Source organism: Photorhabdus aballayi, assembly GCF_026153155.1.
GTDB lineage: Bacteria > Pseudomonadota > Gammaproteobacteria > Enterobacterales > Enterobacteriaceae > Photorhabdus > Photorhabdus luminescens.
Genome location: NZ_JAPFCD010000013.1, coordinates 89,327 through 110,088, shown reverse-complemented (window position 1 = coordinate 110,088; position 20,762 = coordinate 89,327). Strand labels below are relative to the sequence as shown.

Below are 20,762 nucleotides of genomic sequence, written 5' to 3'. Positions count from 1 at the left end.
GGCGTTGCTTTCAGCAAACAGCAACAACTCACCCCCGGCATCGCCTTAAGCCCATCGCAAATGGCGCTGCTCACCTCGGACATTATCTGGCTGACCAACCGCACCGTGACCCTGCCGAACGGCACAACGCAGGTGGTCGCCGTGCCGCAGGTCTACGCTCGCGTGAATAAAGGCGACCTGACCGGTGACGGCGCCCTGCTCTCCGGTAAAAACGTGACCATAAATAGCCAAAAAGATATCACCAACAGCGGCACTATCCGCGGGCGTGAAGTCACCCAACTGACAGCCAGCAATCTGATCAATAGCGGCTTTATCCAAAGCGGCAGAGTGGATTTAACCGCCCGACAGAACATCACCAACCACGGCGGACAAATTCAGGGCCGTGACCGCGTTTCTGCACAGGCAGATCGGGATATCACCAGCGCCTCTACCCTGCGCGGAGAAGGTGCTGACCGTTGGCTGGATCGGCCGGCGGGCATTTATGTCCAAAATGACAACGGTACCTTGTCGCTGAAAGCCCTCAACAACATCCATCTCACGGCTAGTGACGTGGAAAATGCAGGCAAAGACGGTCAAACAGAGATAACCGCGGGCCTCGACCTGACTCTGGACACTCTGCGCACTCATCGCACAGAAAACAGTGACTGGGGGAGCGACAACTATCGCCATCTCACTCAGGAGCGTGACACTGGCAGCCAGATAACCACCGCGGGCAACCTGGCACTGCGAGCAGGTAACAACCTTAACGCTACCGCGGCTAACGTGAACGCCGATCAACAACTCACCGCCCAGGCCGGGAACAACATCACCCTAAATGCTGGCACCGCTTCATCAGACTTGGTAGAACACAGCAAACAGACCAGTAAAGGCTTACTCTCCAAATCCTCCGTCGAAACCCACGATGAGGTGCATGAACGCCGGGCACAGAGCACCACACTCAGCGGCGACCGCGTGACCGTACAAACTGGGAATGACCTGAATATCATCGGCAGTAACGTGGCAGGCACTCAGAATGTTAATCTGGCTGCCGGCAATCAGCTCACCATCACGACCGCGGATGAAGCCCGTCATGAAACACACTTCAAACAAGAGAAAAAATCCGGTCTGATGGGGACCGGGGGTATCGGTTTCACCGTCGGCAAAGCCAGCCAAAAATCCACTACCGACATCGACAGCAACCTCAACAAAGGCAGCACCGTAGGCAGCAGCCAGGGCAATGTGACATTCAGCGCCGGAAAACAGCTCAACCTTCACGGCAGTGATGTGGTGGCGGGCCGCGATATGCAACTTTCCGGTCAAAACGTTAACATCACCAGTGCGGAAAACAGTCACACCGCCATCACCAAAACCGAACAGAAACAAAGCGGCCTGACCGTGGCCCTGTCCGGCACCGCAGGCGGGGCCCTGAATTCCGCAGTTCAAACGGTTCAAGCCGCCAACAATGAAAGTGACAGCCGCCTGAAAGCCTTACAGGGCACCAAAGCCGCCCTGAGCGGGGTACAGGCTGTCCAGGCTGCTCGTCTGGCCAATGCTAAAGGCGGTGACGACAAAGCCAACAACAACCTGGTGGGGGTCAGCCTCTCCTACGGCAGCCAGTCCTCCCGATCAGAACTGAAACAGCACCAGACCACTCAACAGGGCAGCAGCCTGATGACCGGGGATAATCTCACCCTCACCGCTGCCGGCACACCAGACCAGAACGGCGATATCCGCATTCAGGGCGGCCAATTGCAGGCGGGTAAAGACCTGCAACTCAATGCCAGCCGGGATATCCAGCTCTCATCCAGCCAGAACACCGAACAGACCACCGGCAAAAACAGCAGTCGCGGGGGTTCACTGGGCGTCGGTTTCACGGCCGGACCGGGGGGCACAGGTATCAACCTCTCCGCCAGCGCCAACTACGGTAAAGGCCGTGAAAGCGGCAACGGCGTCAGCCATAACGAAACTACGCTGGATGCGGGGCAAACTGTCACCCTCAACGCTGGCCGGGATGCCACGCTCAAGGGCGCTCAGGTCAGCGGCGAACAAATTACCGCCGACGTAAAACGCCACCTGACGCTCAGTAGCGAGCAGGACAGCAACCGCTACGATATGAAGCAACAAAATGTCAGTGCCGGCGTTAGTGCCACTATCGGCTCAGGTGGTTCATTGAACCTCAGCGCCAGCCGCGACAAAATCCACAGCAACTTTGACTCCGTACAGGAACAAACCGGACTGTTCGCCGGCCAAGGCGGCTATCAAGTGAAAGTGGGGGAACATACTCAGCTTGACGGCGCAGTAATTGCCAGTACCGCAGACAAAGACAAAAACACCCTCGATACCGGTACTCTGGGTTTTGGCGATATAAAAAACAAAGCGGATTTTAAAACCGAACACCACAGCGTAAGTGTCAGCACCGGCGGCTCAGCAGGCGGCATGTTGCTCAGTAACATGGCCGCCAATACCCTGGGCGGCGCTAACCGGGAAGGTCATGCTCAAAGCACCACCCATGCCGCAGTCAGTGACGGCGCCCTGATTATCCGGGATAAAGACAACCAGCAACAGGATATCACCACCCTGAGCCGGGATACCGACCACGCTAACAATGCTCTCAGTCCTATCTTTGACAAAGAGAAAGAGCAGCAACGACTGAAACAGGCCCAACTGATTGGCGAAATCAGTGCGCAGGTGATTGACATCGCCAGCACCGAAGGAGCCATTATCGCCACCAAAGCCGCCCACGCCAAACTGGAGAACATCAGTGACCCGGATAGAAAAGCGGCCATCAAGGCACTGGAGGATAAAGGTAAAACCGACATCACCCCGGAACTTATTAAAGACCAGATTTACAAGACTGCCTATAATCAGGCATTGAATGAATCTGGCTTTGGCACCGGTGGCAAATACCACACCGCTTTACAGGCTGCTACCGCTGCTATTCAGGGACTCGCGGGCGGCAATATTGGGCAGGCGCTGGCGGGCGGCGCTTCCCCTTACCTGGCTGGGGTGATTAAAGACCTGACCACCGACCCGAAAACCCATGAAGTCGATGTCGTCACTAATACTCTGGCCCATGCCATTCTGGGGGCAGTAGCTGCCGAAGTCAGTGGTAGCAATGCGCTGGCTGGAGCAGCAGGCGCGGCGGGTGGTGAACTGGCCGCCCGGGCACTGATGAAGCATATTCACGGCGAAAATGTTAAAGTCAGTGACTTAAGTGAAGAGGAAAAACAGACCATCAGCACCCTCTCCACTCTGGCGGCAGGTCTGGCTGGCGGCATTGCCGGTGACTCCACTGGTAGCGCCGTGACCGGGGCCCAAGCAGGGAAGAATGCGGTCGAGAATAACTTCCTGAGCGTGAATGATCTGGATCGCTTTGCACAGCAAGCCCGAAGCTGTGAAGGGGACAGCTGCCAACAAGTGATCAAGGATATGGTTAATACCAATATCCGCCAGAACCAGGAAATGATGGACTTCTGTAACAGCAACCCGGACCAGTGCGCCCAAAAATACGGTTACCTGGTTGAACAGTGGAATGTGTTTGAACGCACCCTCAAAAACATGGATCGGGATGGCACGTTACCCAATGAGTTCAGGAACTACCTGCCCGCCGTCAATACACTGGGTCAGGCGGCCACGGGTAAGGTGGGTGAACTTGGCTGGACGAAACGCTTTGAAGCCATGGGCATGAGCAAGGAAACGGCGGCTGCCATGGCCATGACGTTGCCTGTTGTGATGGAGGGGGCTAAAGGGCCGAAGTCATCGTCAAAAGTCTCGGGTGATAACAAAGGCAGCAACTGGAGTGCAGGCGAAGGAAAATACAGTCCGAAGGATCAAGGTACGGTAACAAATGTTGAGCACCCAACGGGTAAGTATGGATCTAAGGCAGAAGAAAAGCCCCGTTATCCTGATGGAATAAATTTCAACCCTGACCAAAAGATTCACTTAGCTAAGATAGATGGCTATACGCAACAACGGGGAATTAAAGGAGCTCACAATATTAATGAGTTTCATGCCGCAGGGAAGGAAAAACAGATAAAAATAGTGAGTGAAAAGCCAACAGAAACAAAAGGTATTACTCAAATAGAATATTTAATACCAACTAAAGATCGTGCTGGTAATATCACTGGACTTAAAGGCGATGGTAAGAATGGGCCATTTAAGAAAACAGTATACGATCCAAATATATATACAGACCAAAAAATGTTGGAACTAGGTCAAAAAGCTGCTGCTAGCGGGTATAAAGAGGCAATATCGAAAGGGCAACGTGTATATGATGCTAAGTCTGGTGGTATTGAGTTTAGAGTTTACCTAGATTTAGATAGTGGTCGAGTGAATAATTTTCATCCTAAGTGAGAATAATCATATGAATAAAGAATTATTTGGGCAGCCATATGAAGACTCAGATCCTCATTGGATAGTGAAACATTATTTTGACCGTATGTATAACGATGGAGAATTTTTGAGAACCATAGAGTTATTGACGGAAAAAGGGGCTTTAAATACGGATGGTGCATATTGTCATTTTCCAGATATGGACAGTTATTATGAAGAAGATCATTTTGAAGGTGTTTTGTTCGCTTATGGTTGTACAGAATATGACGAAGCAGAAGTGATTGTAAGTGAAGAAACTTGCTATGACTATGTGCGCTTAGCTTGTGAAAAATATCTTTATCGGCATCCAGAAGATAAAGATAAAATTAACTCTTTACTTGCCAAAATGCCTTGTTAATCTCCAGATCCCAGCCCAAGCGCTGGGATCTTCTTTTTAGCCGTCAGCTGTGCTCAACAAGCCGGATAATCAACTGCCCGTGCTCAATGCTGACCTGCACCGGCTGCCCGGTGGTAAATGAACTGCACCCCAAAAGTTGGGATCTTCCTTTTAGCCGCCAGTTGTTCAGAGCGTCGCAGGGGCGCAGCTTGCGGGCTCTGTGCCGCCCGCGCCCGCAGAACGAGCACCCGCCGCCCAAGCAAGTTGGGCGACGTTCGCCCGTTGCCGAAAAAGGGGCTCCCCAGACAAGGGCACGGCGGGAAAAACCGGCCTTCGGAGGCGAAAAGCGCGTCAGGGAGTTTTGGGTTCGGCAGTCAGCAAGGACTGGGGAAATCTGGTGATAACTGACTGAGTATACAGGGAAAGTCGGCGTTCGGCGGTCAACTTCGCAATGGAATGCGTTATTGTGGAGAATAATTTCCTGACAGCCAAAGATGTTTACGAACTGAAAGAAGAATTGCTGTCAGCAGAGAAGACTGGCACAGATAAGCCGGCAATTTACGACAAGCTTAAAGAGCACAGCGAGAAAAACCGTCAGGAAGGTGTGGCGGATAACTGTTCCCATAATCCGGGCTGTGTGGTGTCCGTCTGGGAAATGATGAACTCGGGAACGGACTCCAGTGGCCTGAACCGAACTTCGCTCTTCTCCAGTCTCAGCAGTGAGGAGATGGCACAGTTAAACCGCTTTGTGCAGGCAGAGAATGTGGAAAGTGCTCAGGCGATTTACCAGTCGCTGCCGGATGTGGTAAAGAAGGTTGTTGAAGGCAAGGAGTTCGCGGAGCAGTTTGGTATAATACCGAAAGTGGGCGGCAATAGCGAGATAATTGGGCTGGGGATTGCAGGGAAGAAGCAAACCAGGGAATCTATGGCTGCTGCTCTGCAAGCGATAGGAGTTCATGACACGAAAGAAAATAATGTACTAATAATGGATAAATTACTCGATTCAGCCAAATCAGTTACAGCCAAAAACCGTAGAAGCTCTATTGTATTAGAAGGTCGTAATGGCAATGGTCACTCTGTCCGTATAAATGCGGTATGGACGATTTTACCTGATGGTTCAAAACGCCTTTGAACTGTAACAACAGGAAAATTCAATGATGGAAAAAAATATTGCAGTACTGCGTGAACAACTAGATAGCTATATACAAAATGGCTATTTGGACATTAATTCCTTTGATAATCCTGATGATGAAGCTGCTGAGGCTCTTACTGAATTATCGTGCACAGATAAGGCATTATGTGAACAATACTGTAGGCTTATTTTAGAGTCATCTGAAATAGGTGATACTTACTTAGATTCGAGATGTCTTGCGCATTTATTTGACTTAAACAAAAAATATAGTCTCGAATATGTCCAAAAAAATGTTCTAAATATGTCAGCTCCAGTATTAGAGGCTACTATGGAAGGATTGGATATGTATAGTAAAACACCATTTAGAACACATTTCTCTACTGAACTAATTGTAAATATCAAGAAGCGTTATGATGAATTAGCTTCAGACGATGCAATTAAAGATATGCTAGATTACAGCTATGAATGGTTTGAAAGAATGTATTTAATCCCCGCAGGATTACCAAAAGATTAATCTTTGTATATATGCGACTATTAACTTAAAAATCCCAGCACAAGTGAACTGCCCCCAAAAGTTGGACATCCAACAAGTAGGGGGAAGTTCTCCACGAAGAAGTACAGGAAAAATTCGCTTAAGTTTAAGAGTAAAGTCGTGCCACATCACCGCTGGCCTGAATATCCCCGCCAGCACCAAACGGCAAAGGCCGTGAAAGTGGCAACGGCGTCAGCCATAACGAAACTACGCTGGATGCAGGACAAACCCTCCCCCTCACCGCTGGCCGAGATGCCACGCTCAAAGGCGCTCAGGTCAGTAGCAAACAGGCATAGCAGTGATCTTGCTGAAATTGTTGGCACCATCAGTAGATCACATAACGTTATGCCTGCCTCATTTTTTCTGAGTATTCCTCAGCGCACGGTGGCGGGGAAATTAAATTTTATTTGTTTATTCTATGAAATGTATCAGTTCCTGAGTTTATTGATGCCCATTCGTCTTTAATATCCTCAGGTCTACTGGTCATCATCCATAAGGTAGTAATTTTTTCTGGAAAGCTATTTTTGGCCGTTGTTGGCTCTGTTGTTACAATGAAAGGTGAATTTATATCAATTTGACCTACCCATGAAGTTATCGCAGCATATTCATCCCAATTCACAAGAAAGACAATGAGGTTTCCACATATAGTCCCTGTGATAATTCCTGTCGTTGAACCTCCCTCAGCGCTTACAGCGCTAGTATATTTACCTGTAAAAAATGGTTTTTTATCTTTCTGTATAATTTCTATTGTAGAACCAAGTTCGTTAACCCATTTTCCTGATATGTCTGCATTATTACTATCTATGTCATCTAAGCCGATCATGCTCTTCGTAGCGACAGATTTTCTAATTATTTCTTCAAGTAACATAGGTCCTCTCCATTAAGTATGATTGAACTTTCTTGGTGTCTTAATGACAATGATAAGTATAATTCATATCTTTTATCTTTCGTGTTGTTTTGTTAAAGAAAATTAATTTGTTGATATATATGGATTTATAATCTAATGACACGCTGATAAATATATATTATGTAGGGTGATTTATTATAGAGATAATAGCGAAATGGTTTTATTTAATAAGAAAATTATTTTCTTTCATGGTAAAAATGAAACATTGAATTTTTTAGCAATTAGATATGTTTAACTACATTGAAAGTAATAAAACCCCATATGGTAATGGGGTTATGGGAAAAATAGATTATCTGATTAAATTACAGACTCTCTACTTGGATACTAACGTGATTTCGCGAACGTCATCAATCTCTGGGAGGATTAGCAGGCATGGCACCGTGACTTTAGCATAGCCTCGGTGCCCGCCGCTGTAATCCTTCCGTTCTTTCAGAGAAAGCCTTTTAACTTCCACTTAGTTCTCAATGTATATCTTAGCTATTTTCTCGAATAAAGAGCTTTTACTAACTTCCCTTAACTTTAATATATCGTTGGTAAAAGAACGTAGGAAAATAGATGTGATATTTTGTTCCATAGCATTTATCTGTTTACCCTCTTTATCGATAGTCAGAATATTGTAAATTAAGTTCTCTTTTGCAATCGTTTGATTAGGTGAATTGCATGGTGATACAAAATACAATAAATCATTCCCCTTCGGTTGAAGATAAATATGTTCATACTGACTATTTTGTTTAGGTGCTAAGTAATAGGGTAAAACTGTTTCAATAGGATTACATACTCTATTTACTAAACTTTCATCTTCCAAGGCATATTCAATATTATCTATTTTCTGATTACCGATGATCCTGGGAATTCTATCTGAGTGATATCGGCTAAGACATATTTTTTCAACATTATCAAATAAATAAAAAGACTCATTATAAAGTTTTGGTATTTTTTTCATAAATTCGCACTTTTCTTTAAGGTCCGATCGACTCTCTACAAGTGAATGTTCATTAATAAAAATCGTTTTATTATGAATATCAACATCAACTATTGAAGCAAGTATTTTATTATTTTTATTAAACCACTCTGGAATCCTAATATATACAAGAGTTATCTTTAAATCTGGAAGGTCAATATTTTCAATTTTTTTCTCTTTGAAAACTCTCTCTTTTAGCCAAAGTTCACTCTTGATCTTTTGGATTTTTATAACTATTTTATTGCTTAATTTTTCTAAGCCAGTCTTCTTATCGTTTCCCACAATATTATCATCTAAATTTATACCCTGAATAACTGTTTCACCTTGCGATTCAAACCTATAATGTTTTAATTTCGAATAGTAATCCAATTCAGCATCTTCTATTCCCTTTTCTCTAATATGCTTAAATGCATCCCATGTCGTGTTTTTAATTTCATCCTTAACCAATATACTGGTTTTAGCTCCACCATCCAATGAATTGAGAACCAAATAGTTTTTATTTTTATCCAATGCATTAAAATCTTTAGCAGTGGAATAAGTTAATTTTTTTATTTCAAATACTTCCTTGATCTCTTTTTCCAAAAACATTTTGGCTTTACTATCAGTAGAATGCTTTGGAATTCTGGCATCTATTAATACCAGAGGATGTAATAAATTTTTATTAACCGTGATAAAGTCATGAAGGACATAATCAGCTTTAAAGTATCTTTCACTAAAAGAGATCTCAGCATGATTTAATAGTTCTTTTATTTTTTGTATAATCAAGTTTTGAACATAATTTTTACTGTTTCGATATCCGTTCATGAATCGCATAAATTCTTTTTTAGAGTGTTCATTGGTATTGATATTATCTGTGACTTGAAAATTATTTTCTTTAGTTCTAAATAATAATTGAATTTCTTCTGTATTGTATGAATCCACTTTCTTTTCAATTCTAAAAACCTTTCTATGTAAATTTACGACTAACTCTTTTTGATGAATGAAATGAAAACGCGGATAAAAAGTATCAATTATATTACCACGTTTTTCTGCTGATAAATAAATTCGTGAATTATAAAATTCAGGTTCTATTTCATAACTCTCTTCAAGCTCTTTTAGAAAAATTCTTTTAATATGCAATCCCACAATCGCAGAAAAAACATTGCATAAAAAATTGCTATTTTCTTCAAATTTATCAATAAAACCTTTTATGTCATATTCCTGGTCGGAAAGATAAAAAAAGTGAACGGCTTTATTATGCCAAAAACTATCGTAAAACACTTTTTCTGATAGATTTAAATTTAGTTTTTTCCTTATGATTTTCTGTATTTCCTTATCTACTTTAGCATAGAAATCTTTGTCTCTCTCACCCTCTTCTTTAACAAAGCTCTTTTGACCATGAGTAATATATAATCCACTACCATCATCTACTTCAAATAGCTTTTCTATATTATCAGAAACACTCCCGCCAATGTCTAAAATATTAGTTTTAGCTATAGGAGAAACACCAGAACAATCCTTAGCAATATCAACTAATTTTATCATTATCAACCACCTTGCAATAAATTTAATATCTGTTTATTAATACGAACTTCTTTAACTAACTCACTTCCTGAACCTATACGAAAATCCTGATCATAATCTTGCTTTTTGTTTTCATACCCAAAGTATTCTTTAAATAAGTTAAGATAATAAATTTTACTATCTGGAGATACTTCTTGTTCAAGGTTTAATGGGTTATTCTCCATACGAGTATTTAAGTATACGAACTTAACCGATTCATATTTACGAGCAATATAACTTGAAATAGTGCTAGCTTTTCTTTGAGCATTATCATGTGTTTTTAAAGATTGATATCTTTTATCTAAAGTAGATGACCAATTTTTTGTATCAACACAAATTAAATGCTTATCCACCTCAATATAAAAATCAAACAATTCATAGGCTTTTTTTCCTATTTTTTCACTTAATAATTCAGGTTCTATTGGCTGACAATTAGGTAATCTAGCCAGAAGTAGGCTAAATAAATACTCACCAATATTCCCTTTGAGCAATGGAATAAAAAATGGATGTGGAATGCAATCTTTAAATACATTCTTGTTTAGCATTGCTATTTCTTTTAAAATATGTGTGACGTACTCATCTTTTCTACCGCCAACTCGATTACCAATACCTGAAAATATCCATTCTTTAGGATGATATATTGAATAGCCATGCTCAATATCAGTTAACGTTATTATCCCATCTTCAAGATTTTTAATACTTAGCTTCAACTGTGGAGCGGTAGATATATCAATATATAGTGCGTCAACCGCATCCATCATTGCCTGATATTTTTGGACATGAGAATTTGATTTCAGTTTTTTTACATAGTTTGATGGCGATATCAAACACTCAATAGATCTAAGCTGTTCATTAAAGATAATCGCTTCAACATTATCTTTCCTTGCAATTGAGAGTACCTCAGGAACAAAATCTTCAAAGAACTCTTTAAGTAAAGCCGAATTTCGAGCTATTTCTTTCTCAAATGACTCCCTCTCTGCACACGATTTAAAACTACACATCGTTCTTTCTTTTTCGCATAGCTGCATAAAATGATGATTTAATAAAGACATACTCTCTAATATCGGACGATTTTTTTTAATCCGAGTAAATTGATTAAACAGAACTATTCCATCCTCTACAGCATTATCCGGGATGAATATCTCTGTGTTCATCTTCGTATCTTTACGCTCAACACGACCAATAGCTTGCATTAAATCTTTTAGTCTAGCAATCATATGCTCACGCATTAAGAACTGGTAATCTTCACCACTTGATAAATTGACATCAAAATCCTTTAGAAATTTTTCTTCATCTGAATCAGAACATTGTTTCATTAACAGCAGATAGTTTTGCAACGAGTGAAGTGTCCTATCATTTGTTTTTTCATCCTTAATGATTGAACTCCAAAATGGCGCACTTGTTAATACTAAACGCTCAAAATCCTCCTCAAATAACCCCCCCTCTTCTCCCGGATAAGTCAGAAAATAATTTAACCCTGTACCGGCACTTTTATAAGAGGAGAGTAATACAACTTTCGTATTTTCATCCTTTACGTGGATGAAGCCTCTAATATTACATTCTTTACGTAATTCCGCATCAAATAAAATCACCCGAATCTTAGGTTTATTTGCAAAAGGCGAATACTCAAATATTTTCCATGAATCATGAATCTTTTTGATATTTTTAATCTTTACTTCTGAGCTGGAAAAATATCTTTTCAATTTACGCTGAAAACGATTACTCAATGCCAAACTCATCGTATGCTTACCTTGATAAGCAGCAAGGAGCATAGAACAAAGCTGACGTTCGAACTCTATCTTTTGGTAGTTATTCAAACTATTTTTAAAGTTTTTATCCAAACCGTAAAGCTCGTTCCTAAGAAAATCAAATTTTATTTTAAAACTGTCATCAAAATCTTTGCAAAAATCAAATAAAGGAAGATCTGAATTAAATACACCAAAGTCAATAGTTCTTAATTCCGCTCGTTTATCCCGTAGAGAAGTCAATAATGCAATGTCAGTACCACTTCGCTCAATGATTTGAATATCTAAGTTATTTGGTTTACCAGAGCAAAATCGCCGTAAGAAATTACGATTATATTGCCCTGAATAGGTTTCAGCAAAACCTGTCGTCGCACTGAGACAAATTACGCTATTCCTTGTGTTATAGAGACTACGGAGTAAAGCCACTTCGGGCTGCTCTTTAATAATATCAAGAGTAAAGTTTATATACGTGAGATTACTTAATGTCTCATCTTGAAACTCTAACTCTTTCATTCGCTCTATGGTAAATACTGTTTTAGACTGAAAATATGTATAGAAGTAAGAAATCAACATTTCTTCCGACGCAGGATGATCAAACATTTGTTTCAGTTCATTCCTGATTTTTCCTGCCTTCTGTATAAACTTATACATCAAAAAGTTTTGGCTACTATCCCCCGCTTGCTTAAGTGATTTAGCAAATTGTGAGCGACTGGAAATCTTCGCAGCAGCAGCTAATACGACCATCGCAAGTTGATAAGTATCATGAAGAGAAGGATTTTTATCTCGATTATCCGTAGAGTAATATAACTGACAACCACTCCCTCTATGTACAAATTCAATTTTCACCTTCTTGAGTGATTCTTCATTAAAAAAACGTTTGGGAGAAAAACTAAATACATTTCTTGTAATATTAATGACTTGTTCAATATCATCACTCTTAATTTGAACAAAATCGATATTGCCGGAAAAAAGTTTAAGTAAAGACTCCAAGTTTTGTTCAATAGTCCCTTCTAAAGATAGCTCGCAATTCTTTTCCAAATATTCCTTGACATCATGAATAAATTCATTTTTCTCAGAAAAAAAAGGTAAATATGGTATCTTAGCAACATCAATATCTTTCACTTGTTGTAATAGTCGGTAAGTTACTGCAAAAACATGAACAAGTTGTACTTTGTTATCAATTAAATTCACACTACGTGACGTTGAAAAAACTCGGTAAGCTTCATGTTCTTCATCAATCACTAATGTAAAACTAATATTGTGTTTTCTAAAATAGTTTTCTTCGTCGATCTTGAAAAACTCTGTCTTTAAATATTCAATTTGTTCCGCAACAGGGGATTCTAAAAAAGCACTTAATACACTGTCTGTGAGTTTCTTTTTTCCACCAATTAAGTAATCAAAAGGCATGGATTTTACAATATATTTACCTGCCTTATTTATCCGTGGCATTTTAATCGGTTTATCAAATTTGCTCGTCGTCGCCAGAAGAATACAAGGCGAAACCATCGCGGCTGCCATAGGTATACAATGAAAGATAATTTCTTTACGCAATTGCTCAATCTCGTTCTCTGCTCGCATAATAGCAGGTAGATTAACTGCCAATTCTTGTTGGTTTAAAGCGGCCTCAGATAACTCATCAAGCGCCCTCGTTAAATTAGATTTATACTTTTTAAGCTGCTCTTCGTAATCCTGAATAAAATCAAATTCATCAACCTGCCGTTTTTGTCTTAAAATTTGACTTTCAATATTATCTATCATTCCAACAATAACAGCTAAATTATTGGCTTGCGATGCCAGCGGTGATTTTTTCGCTCTTTTTTCCCATGTTAAATAACGTTTTCTATTCTCAATAATTTCTCCGTTGCAATCTTCAACCCAGTTTACAAAGTTCAAGTCTCTCAGATCTTCCTGACCATAAAGGCCAAGAAATTCAATACCTTTTTTCTTCGCCTTTTCAATCAGCTTCTTGTCAAAATCAATCTGTGCTTTCTGGGGAGTAATAAATAGAAAATTAGTAAAATCACTGTTTTTCGCATTAATAGCAACTGATTCAATGTAACGACTAAGTACGCCATAACTCTTACCAAAACCCGTTCCGTCATTTGAAAATACCAGTTTCGGACTATTATTTTGATATACGCTATAGAGTTCAGATAATCGAGCTCTCAATGTGTTAATTTCATCTTTAACAGGCTGTGGGGCTCTCTTAGTCGCTAAATAATTAGCAAGGCCAAGTTGTTCTGACTTACGGCTTACGCTATATGGCTGATATTTTCCATCCAAAAGAATAATCAATTTTTGGCGATACAATTCTTGTATAATGTTTCTTTTCGATCGATTTAATTGCAAGGAAAAGTGATCAACAACATCATTTACCAACCACCCCGCCTCAAAAAGCTGATTAACTTTTAAAAATACCTCCCTCTCTTCCTTTTTCAGCGCTTTATAAGATACACGCAATGTGAAATCATCTTTAGATGCTGTTTTGTCTCTCATCGGCAAAGCGACTTTGCGTGCCTTATCTCTACTCCTTTGATATAGAAATCCCATCTTTGCAAGCTCAAACATAATGGCAGTAGTTGTCGCTTTATCATGTTTAAGATCTTGTCTAATATCCTCCAAAATTCGAGCATGTTCATCAATAGCATTATCTAACTCTTTAAATAACTCCAATTTCTTATAAGCGATATCAAAAAGTTTTTCTTTTAAGGTTTCAGACCACCTCATTCATAAAATCTCTTTTGTTTTATTTTTGCACGATCAAACTCTACACAAAATGCATATGATTTGCCAGAGTAAAAATAGAGGACAGAAGAGAGAAGACAGAGGACAGAAGAAAACAGGAGGATGTTATTTTAAAATCATAACAGAGTCTAAAAGTAAATAAGATGAGAATAGCTATCATCTTGTTCATGGGATATTTTTAAAACCTGAATACTTCTTAGATTAATAACTAAGTTATCAATGTATAAATTGCCGATAAAAAATCATCGGATTTATTTTGATTAACATCTAGCAGTAATTTAAATGATTTTATTTACCTCACACTTTAATAAGTCAGGAAATCTAAACGTCTATACTTCTTCACATCTAAAACAAAACTAATATATTCCTTTTGGCTATATATGGTTGCTATTGATTCTTTCAAACAAATACATATACAGAGTTATCCTCCATAACTATCTGAATACAACGGATTATCTGGATATGATATGACCACATCACGCTCTGTTCTCGATATGATTGGCAATACCCCGTTACTGGAATTAACGCATCTGAATACCGGCCCATGTCAATTATTCATTAAACTGGAGAATCAAAATCCCGGTGGCTCTATTAAAGATCGCGTTGCACTTTCTATGATAGAACAGGCGGAAGAACAGGGGTTACTTCAACCTGGCGGTACGATTATCGAGGCCACGGCTGGTAATACCGGCATTGGATTGGCTCTGGTCGCCGCCTTAAAAGGCTATAAATTGATTCTGGTCGTTCCAGATAAGATGAGCCGGGAGAAGGTGTTTCATCTGCGTGCACTGGGTACTGATGTACGTCTTACCCGCTCGGATGTCAGCAAAGGTCATCCAGAGTATTATCAAGATTATGCTCTACGTCTGGCGCAGAAGATCCCCGGCGCTTTTTACATTGATCAGTTCAATAATCCGGCTAACTCCGCAGCGCACACGACCACTACCGGGCCGGAAATCTGGCAGCAAATGGACCACAATGTCGATGCAGTGGTGATTGGTGTTGGGTCCGGCGGTACGCTTGGCGGTTTGAGCCACTATTTCGCCCAAGTTTCGCCGGAAACCGAGTTTGTTCTGGCAGACCCAAATGGTTCTATCTTGGTGGACTATATCGAACACGGCAAATACAGCGAAGCCGGGAGTTGGCAGGTAGAAGGCATCGGCGAAGATTTTGTCCCTCCTCTAGGCGATTTTAGTCGAGTGCGCCACGCATACCGTGTTAGTGATGCAGAAGCTTTTTCCAGTGCTCGTGATCTGTTGCTAAAGGAAGGTGTTCTGGCAGGCTCTTCCAGTGGTACCTTGCTCGCCGCCGCATTGCGCTACTGCCGTGCGCAAACGACGCCCAAACGTGTGGTTACGCTAGCCTGTGACAGTGGAAATAAGTACCTGTCAAAAATGTTTAATGATTATTGGATGCTGGAACAAGGATTCCAATCGCGTGTGCCACAGCACGATCTCAGCGATTATATTACTTACCGTTATCAAGATGGCGCTACGGTTTTTATATCGCCAGAAGATACGTTAAAAACCGCACATACCCGCATGCGCTTGTATGAAATTTCGCAATTACCGGTGCTGAAAGGGGAGCAAGTGGTCGGCATTATTGATGAGTGGGATTTGATGCACACCGTGCAGGCTGATCCACGCAATTTTAGCCTACCCGCTAGTCACGCCATGACTCATCAGGTGAAAACGCTGGATAGAAACGCTTCTTTGCAACAATTGATGGCAACTTTCGATGCCGGACATGTGGCGCTAATCGTCGATAATAGCCGCTTTCTTGGGCTGGTAACTCGTACAGATGTGCTGAATGCATGGCGTCAGCAACTTAATTGATTTTTAGGAATGACTTTATGACCAAGTTTGATACCAAAACTGTTCACGCTGGCTATACACCGGATCACACTGGCGCAATAATGCCGGCAATTTATGCAACATCGACTTACGCCCAATCAGCCCCCGGCCAGCATACTGGTTATGAGTATTCCCGCAGCGGTAATCCAACACGCGATGCTCTGGAAAGTGCGATAGCCGAACTGGAAAACGGTAGCCGAGGTTACGCTTTTAGTTCAGGGCTGGCTGCCAGTTCTACGGTGCTGGAACTCTTAGATAAGGATAGCCATTTGGTGGCAGTCGATGATCTGTACGGCGGCACCTATCGGCTACTCGAAAGAGTACGTAGCCGCACAGCCGGTTTGCGTGTCACTTATGTGGAAGCCAATGACATTGCCGGCCTTGAAGCAGCCATTCGTCCCGATACAAAAATGATTTGGGTGGAAACCCCCACCAATCCCTTGCTGAAACTGGCCGATCTGGCGGCTATCGCACAAATAGCGCAACGGCACGGTATTATTAGTGTGGCAGATAACACTTTCGCCTCACCATATCTCCAGCGCCCGCTTGATCTGGGATTTGATATCGTTGTGCACTCCGCCACCAAGTATCTTAATGGTCACTCTGATGTGATCGCAGGGCTGGCAGTCGTCGGAAAAAATGCAGAACTGGCAGAAAAACTGGGTTTTCTGCAAAATTCTGTGGGTGGCGTGCTTGATCCCTTTAGTAGTTTTCTGGTGCTGCGCGGCATGCGGACACTTGCTCTGCGTATGCAGCGCCACATCGATAACGCAGAAAAAATCGCACACTGGCTGGAACAACAGCCTCAGATCGAAACCGTTTTCTATCCCGGCCTCGCTTCCCATCCACAGCATGAACTGGCGAAACGTCAAATGGAGGGCTTTGGCGGTATGATTTCTGTTCACTTAAAAGGTGACGATGATTATGCCCGCCGGTTAATTCAAGAGCTAAAACTATTTACACTGGCAGAAAGTCTGGGCGGGGTGGAGAGTCTGATCGGTCAACCATTTAGTATGACTCATGCTTCTATTCCATTAGAAAAACGCCTTGCTTCTGGGATCACGCCACAGTTGGTACGAATTTCTGTAGGTATAGAGGATGCAGAGGATCTCATCGCCGATTTAGCTCAAGCGTTGGAAAAAGCCGCACAATAAAAGAGCAATGCCAGCCAATTTATTCAACCGGCTGGCATTTAAATAAACAGCGGCTCTTTTTATGCCATCAAAAGCAAATGTAGAACCAGAATTATTTATCACCCAACAGAACAGATTCCAGGGCGATTTCAATCATTTCATTGAAAGTCGTCTGGCGTTCTTCGGCGATTATTTGTTCACCAGTACGAATATGATCAGAAACGGTACAGATAGTCAGTGCTTTTGCGCCATATTCAGCCGCAACACTATAGATACCAGCCGCTTCCATTTCTACGCCCAAAATGCCATATTTTTCCATTACATCATACATTTGTTGATCAGGCGTATAAAACAGTTCAATAGAGAAGATGTTGCCTACATGCGCATTAATGTTTTTTGCTTTAGCGGCATCAACCGCATTACGGACCAGATCAAAATCAGCAATCGCCGCAAAATCGTGATCTTTAAAACGTATACGGTTAACTTTGGAATCAGTACATGCCCCCATGCCAATAACCACATCACGTAATTTAACATCTTGACGTATTGAACCACAGGAGCCTACACGGATAAGGACTTTAACGCCGAAATCGGCGATCAGCTCTTTCGCATAGATAGAACAGGATGGGATACCCATACCATGCCCCATCACAGAAATCGGGCGGCCTTTATAAGTACCGGTAAAGCCCAACATACCGCGTACATCATTTACCTGCCGCACATTTTCCAAAAAAGTTTCAGCAATATATTTCGCACGTAATGGATCGCCTGGCATCAGAACAACGTCGGCAAAATCACCCATCTCAGCATTAATATGAGGCGTGGCCATAATTAAATTCCTTATTTTTTTATTTAATGGTTATTTTTGTAATATATGGCTGCCCAAAAGCAGCCAATAAGTAGGCTCAGAGCATTGATTTGCCATATTCCATTGGCGACAGTGCAAAATATTCAGCGACTGTCTGCCCAATATCAGCAAAAGTTTCACGATGTCCCAATGAACCAGGTTGTACTTTTGGTCCATAAATCAGCACCGGAATATGCTCACGAGTATGGTCAGTACCAGACCATGTTGGATCACAACCGTGGTCGGCTGTCAGGATTAAAATGTCATCATCTTTCACCAGTTTCAACATTTCAGGCAGACGGCGGTCAAACAGTTCCAATGCCGCCGCATAACCCGGAACATCACGACGATGACCATAAGAAGAGTCAAAATCGACAAAGTTAGTGAATACGATGGTGTTGTCACCCGCTTTTTCCATTTCCACCAGCGTTGCATCAAACAGTGCATCAATGCCGGTCGCTTTTACTTTTTGTGTAATGCCGACATTCGCATAGATATCGGCAATTTTACCGATAGAAACGACTTCGCCATTTTTCTCATCGACCAATTTTTTCAGCATGGTAGGAGCAGGCGGCTCTACAGCTAAGTCATGGCGATTACCGGTACGCTGGAAACTACCCGCCTTGTCTCCAATAAATGGGCGCGCAATCACCCGACCAATGTTGTAACCGCCATCAGTCAATTCTTCACGGGCGATTTCACACAGCTCGTACAGACGATCTAAACCGAAAGTCTCTTCGTGACAAGCAATCTGGAATACCGAGTCAGCCGAGGTGTAGAAAATCGGTTTACCCGTTTTCATATGCTCTTCACCCAATTTATCCAGAATAACTGTCCCCGAAGAGTGGCAGTTACCGAGATAACCTGGCAGATTTGCGCGTTCTACCAGTTTATCCAACAATGCCTGCGGAAAGCTGTTTTCTTCATCTTTGAAGTAACCCCAATCAAACAGCACCGGGACACCGGCAATTTCCCAGTGACCTGACGGTGTATCTTTGCCGGAAGAGAGTTCACTGGCGTAAGCGTAAGCGCCAATAATGTCCGCGTCTTTATCCAAACCGACAGGGAAAGTTCCACAGGACTCCTCAGTCGCTTTACCCAAACCTAAACGGCTTAAGTTCGGCAAAGACAGAGGCCCTTTGCGACCGACATCAGCATCACCACGGGCACACGCTTCTGCAATGTGCCCCAAGGTGTTAGATCCTTTATCACCAAATTTTTCGGCATCTTCACTGGCTCCAATGCCAAAAGAATCCAATACCATGATGAATGTACGTTTCATAAATTTTCTCCTGCGTCAAATCACGTTCAATGCGAAAATGCCACCATTATCTAATAATTAAGTATGGTTATTATTCGCTAATTTGGCGATAAACCATCGGTGCGGCTGGTTTGGCTTCTGTACCCAGAACGATAGCTTTACGTACTGCCTTTGCCGCTTCCTGCCATTCATGCTCATTGTTGGCATGAATAATAGCTAAGGGTGTACCTACATTAACTTCTGAATCCAGAGCAACGATCTTGCTCAGCCCCACACTATAATCAATACGATCTGTTGCCTTACGGCGCCCTCCACCAAGGGAAACTACTGACATCCCCAGAGCACGGGTATCCATATGCGTAATAAATCCCTGTTGTTCAGCCAATACGGGTTTGCTGAAAACAGCGGTTGGCAAGTAACTGTCATAACGCTCAACGAAATCCGTCGGACCTTGTTGCGCAGCAACCATGCGACCAAAGATTTCGGCTGCTTTACCGTTATCTAAGACAGACTGGAGTTTATTGCGTGCGTCTTCACGGTCGGTCGCCAAATGACCGGATACCAGCATTTCAACACCCAGCGCCATCGTAACTTCGAATAAACGTGGATTACGATTCTCGCCCGTCAAAAATCGAACAGCTTCACGAACTTCAAGAGCATTACCCGCACTGGATGCCAGAACCTGATTCATATCCGTCAACAACGCGGTAGTTTTACAACCTGCCCCATTAGCCACGCTAACAATTGATTCCGCCAGTTGTTGTGACGCTTCATACGTTGGCATCAGCGCACCAGAACCCACTTTGACATCCATCACCAGTGCATCCAAACCCTCAGCCAGTTTTTTGCCAAGGATTGAGGCGGTGATCAAAGGGATAGAATCCACCGTCGCGGTAATATCACGGGTTGCATAGAAGCGTTTGTCTGCCGGCGCCAGCGAATGAGTCTGACCAATAATCGCCACGCCAACATCCTGAATAATGTCACGGAAACGTTGCTCATCAGGAAAAATATCAAATCCCGGAATCGCTTCCAGTTTGTCCAGCGTCCCCCCGGTATGGCCTAAACCACGGCCGGAAATCATCGGAACATAACCACCACAAGCCGCCACCATCGGGCCAAGCATCAGGGAAGTCACATCACCCACCCCGCCGGTTGAGTGTTTATCCACAATCGGGCCGTTCAGATTCAGGCTTTGCCAGTTCAACACTGTACCGGAGTCACGCATAGCCAACGTCAGGGCGACACGTTCTTCCATCACCATATCCTGAAAATGGATAGCCATCGCCAGCGCCGCAATTTGTCCTTCGGAAACGGTATTATCACGAACGCCATTGATGAAGAAGCGGATCTCTTCTTCACTCAGTCGGTACCCATCACGCTTTTTACGGATAATTTCCTGTGCCAGAAACAAAGC

General features: G+C 42.6%; 13 protein-coding genes and 1 pseudogene. 7 read left to right on the top strand and 7 right to left on the bottom strand.

All coding sequences use genetic code 11. From position 1 onward, the window contains the following. The 5 genes and pseudogenes from OO184_RS09500 to OO184_RS09480 form a co-directional block, all read left to right on the top strand. Positions 1–3,333: pseudogene (locus OO184_RS09500) on the top strand (hemagglutinin repeat-containing protein); the annotation flags it as partial. Positions 3,334–4,342: 1,009 nt separating this feature from the next. Further along, positions 4,343–4,708 carry a ribonuclease toxin immunity protein CdiI gene (gene cdiI, locus OO184_RS09495; RefSeq protein ID WP_265378965.1) on the top strand — a complete coding sequence of 122 codons (366 nt, stop codon included), beginning with the start codon at positions 4,343–4,345 and terminating at the stop codon, positions 4,706–4,708. A gap of 117 nt (positions 4,709–4,825) precedes the next feature. Beyond that, positions 4,826–5,095 (top strand): hypothetical protein, encoded by a 270-nt coding sequence (locus OO184_RS09490; RefSeq protein ID WP_265378964.1) that lies wholly within the window; start codon positions 4,826–4,828, stop codon positions 5,093–5,095. A gap of 43 nt (positions 5,096–5,138) precedes the next feature. Then, complete coding sequence (locus tag OO184_RS09485; RefSeq protein ID WP_265378963.1) at positions 5,139–5,819, top strand: hypothetical protein; 681 nt, start codon at positions 5,139–5,141, stop codon at positions 5,817–5,819. 22 nt (positions 5,820–5,841) lie between these two features. After that, on the top strand, positions 5,842–6,333 hold the full coding sequence (locus OO184_RS09480) for a hypothetical protein (protein WP_265378962.1): 492 nt from the start codon (positions 5,842–5,844) through the stop codon (positions 6,331–6,333). Between the two features lie 146 nt (positions 6,334–6,479). Here OO184_RS09480 and OO184_RS25445 read toward each other — a convergent pair whose 3' ends face one another. The 4 genes from OO184_RS25445 to OO184_RS09460 all read right to left on the bottom strand — a co-directional run bounded on the left by OO184_RS25445 (position 6,480) and on the right by OO184_RS09460 (position 14,233). After that, positions 6,480–6,677: a hypothetical protein gene (locus tag OO184_RS25445; protein WP_265378961.1), complete on the bottom strand. Its 198-nt coding sequence runs from the start codon at positions 6,675–6,677 to the stop codon at positions 6,480–6,482. Between the two features lie 77 nt (positions 6,678–6,754). Further along, positions 6,755–7,219 (bottom strand): avidin/streptavidin family protein, encoded by a 465-nt coding sequence (locus tag OO184_RS09470; protein WP_265378960.1) that lies wholly within the window; start codon positions 7,217–7,219, stop codon positions 6,755–6,757. A 493-nt stretch (positions 7,220–7,712) separates the two neighbouring features. Further along, positions 7,713–9,743 carry a hypothetical protein gene (locus OO184_RS09465; protein WP_265378959.1) on the bottom strand — a complete coding sequence of 677 codons (2,031 nt, stop codon included), beginning with the start codon at positions 9,741–9,743 and terminating at the stop codon, positions 7,713–7,715. 2 nt (positions 9,744–9,745) lie between these two features. Continuing rightward, positions 9,746–14,233 carry a hypothetical protein gene (locus OO184_RS09460; RefSeq protein WP_265378958.1) on the bottom strand — a complete coding sequence of 1,496 codons (4,488 nt, stop codon included), beginning with the start codon at positions 14,231–14,233 and terminating at the stop codon, positions 9,746–9,748. A 485-nt stretch (positions 14,234–14,718) separates the two neighbouring features. On the opposite strand from OO184_RS09460, the gene OO184_RS09455 reads away from it, so the two are divergent. Continuing rightward, positions 14,719–16,086 carry a pyridoxal-phosphate dependent enzyme gene (locus OO184_RS09455; protein ID WP_265378957.1) on the top strand — a complete coding sequence of 456 codons (1,368 nt, stop codon included), beginning with the start codon at positions 14,719–14,721 and terminating at the stop codon, positions 16,084–16,086. Positions 16,087–16,103: 17 nt separating this feature from the next. Then, on the top strand, positions 16,104–17,258 hold the full coding sequence (locus tag OO184_RS09450) for a trans-sulfuration enzyme family protein (RefSeq protein ID WP_265378956.1): 1,155 nt from the start codon (positions 16,104–16,106) through the stop codon (positions 17,256–17,258). Positions 17,259–17,349: 91 nt separating this feature from the next. Here OO184_RS09450 and deoD read toward each other — a convergent pair whose 3' ends face one another. The 3 genes from deoD to deoA all read right to left on the bottom strand — a co-directional run bounded on the left by deoD (position 17,350) and on the right by deoA (position 20,759). Then, complete coding sequence (gene deoD / locus OO184_RS09445; RefSeq protein ID WP_265378955.1) at positions 17,350–18,066, bottom strand: purine-nucleoside phosphorylase; 717 nt, start codon at positions 18,064–18,066, stop codon at positions 17,350–17,352. A gap of 76 nt (positions 18,067–18,142) precedes the next feature. Next, on the bottom strand, positions 18,143–19,366 hold the full coding sequence (gene deoB / locus OO184_RS09440) for a phosphopentomutase (protein WP_265378954.1): 1,224 nt from the start codon (positions 19,364–19,366) through the stop codon (positions 18,143–18,145). Between the two features lie 70 nt (positions 19,367–19,436). After that, positions 19,437–20,759: a thymidine phosphorylase gene (gene deoA / locus OO184_RS09435; protein ID WP_265378953.1), complete on the bottom strand. Its 1,323-nt coding sequence runs from the start codon at positions 20,757–20,759 to the stop codon at positions 19,437–19,439. Between the last annotated feature and the right edge of the window lie 3 nt (positions 20,760–20,762).

Excerpts from the sequence above, each read along its gene's own strand:
- OO184_RS25445 (WP_265378961.1), bottom strand. The coding sequence starts at position 6,677 with ATGGTGCCAACAATTTCAGCAAGATCACTGCTATGCCTGTTTGCTACT.
- OO184_RS09480 (WP_265378962.1), top strand. The coding sequence starts at position 5,842 with ATGATGGAAAAAAATATTGCAGTACTGCGTGAACAACTAGATAGCTAT.
- deoD (WP_265378955.1), bottom strand. The coding sequence starts at position 18,066 with ATGGCCACGCCTCATATTAATGCTGAGATGGGTGATTTTGCCGACGTT.
- cdiI (WP_265378965.1), top strand. The coding sequence starts at position 4,343 with ATGAATAAAGAATTATTTGGGCAGCCATATGAAGACTCAGATCCTCAT.
- OO184_RS09485 (WP_265378963.1), top strand. The coding sequence starts at position 5,139 with ATGGAATGCGTTATTGTGGAGAATAATTTCCTGACAGCCAAAGATGTT.
- OO184_RS09470 (WP_265378960.1), bottom strand. The coding sequence starts at position 7,219 with ATGTTACTTGAAGAAATAATTAGAAAATCTGTCGCTACGAAGAGCATG.
- OO184_RS09460 (WP_265378958.1), bottom strand. The coding sequence starts at position 14,233 with ATGAGGTGGTCTGAAACCTTAAAAGAAAAACTTTTTGATATCGCTTAT.
- OO184_RS09490 (WP_265378964.1), top strand. The coding sequence starts at position 4,826 with ATGAACTGCACCCCAAAAGTTGGGATCTTCCTTTTAGCCGCCAGTTGT.
- OO184_RS09450 (WP_265378956.1), top strand. The coding sequence starts at position 16,104 with ATGACCAAGTTTGATACCAAAACTGTTCACGCTGGCTATACACCGGAT.
- OO184_RS09465 (WP_265378959.1), bottom strand. The coding sequence starts at position 9,743 with ATGATAAAATTAGTTGATATTGCTAAGGATTGTTCTGGTGTTTCTCCT.
- deoB (WP_265378954.1), bottom strand. The coding sequence starts at position 19,366 with ATGAAACGTACATTCATCATGGTATTGGATTCTTTTGGCATTGGAGCC.
- OO184_RS09455 (WP_265378957.1), top strand. The coding sequence starts at position 14,719 with ATGACCACATCACGCTCTGTTCTCGATATGATTGGCAATACCCCGTTA.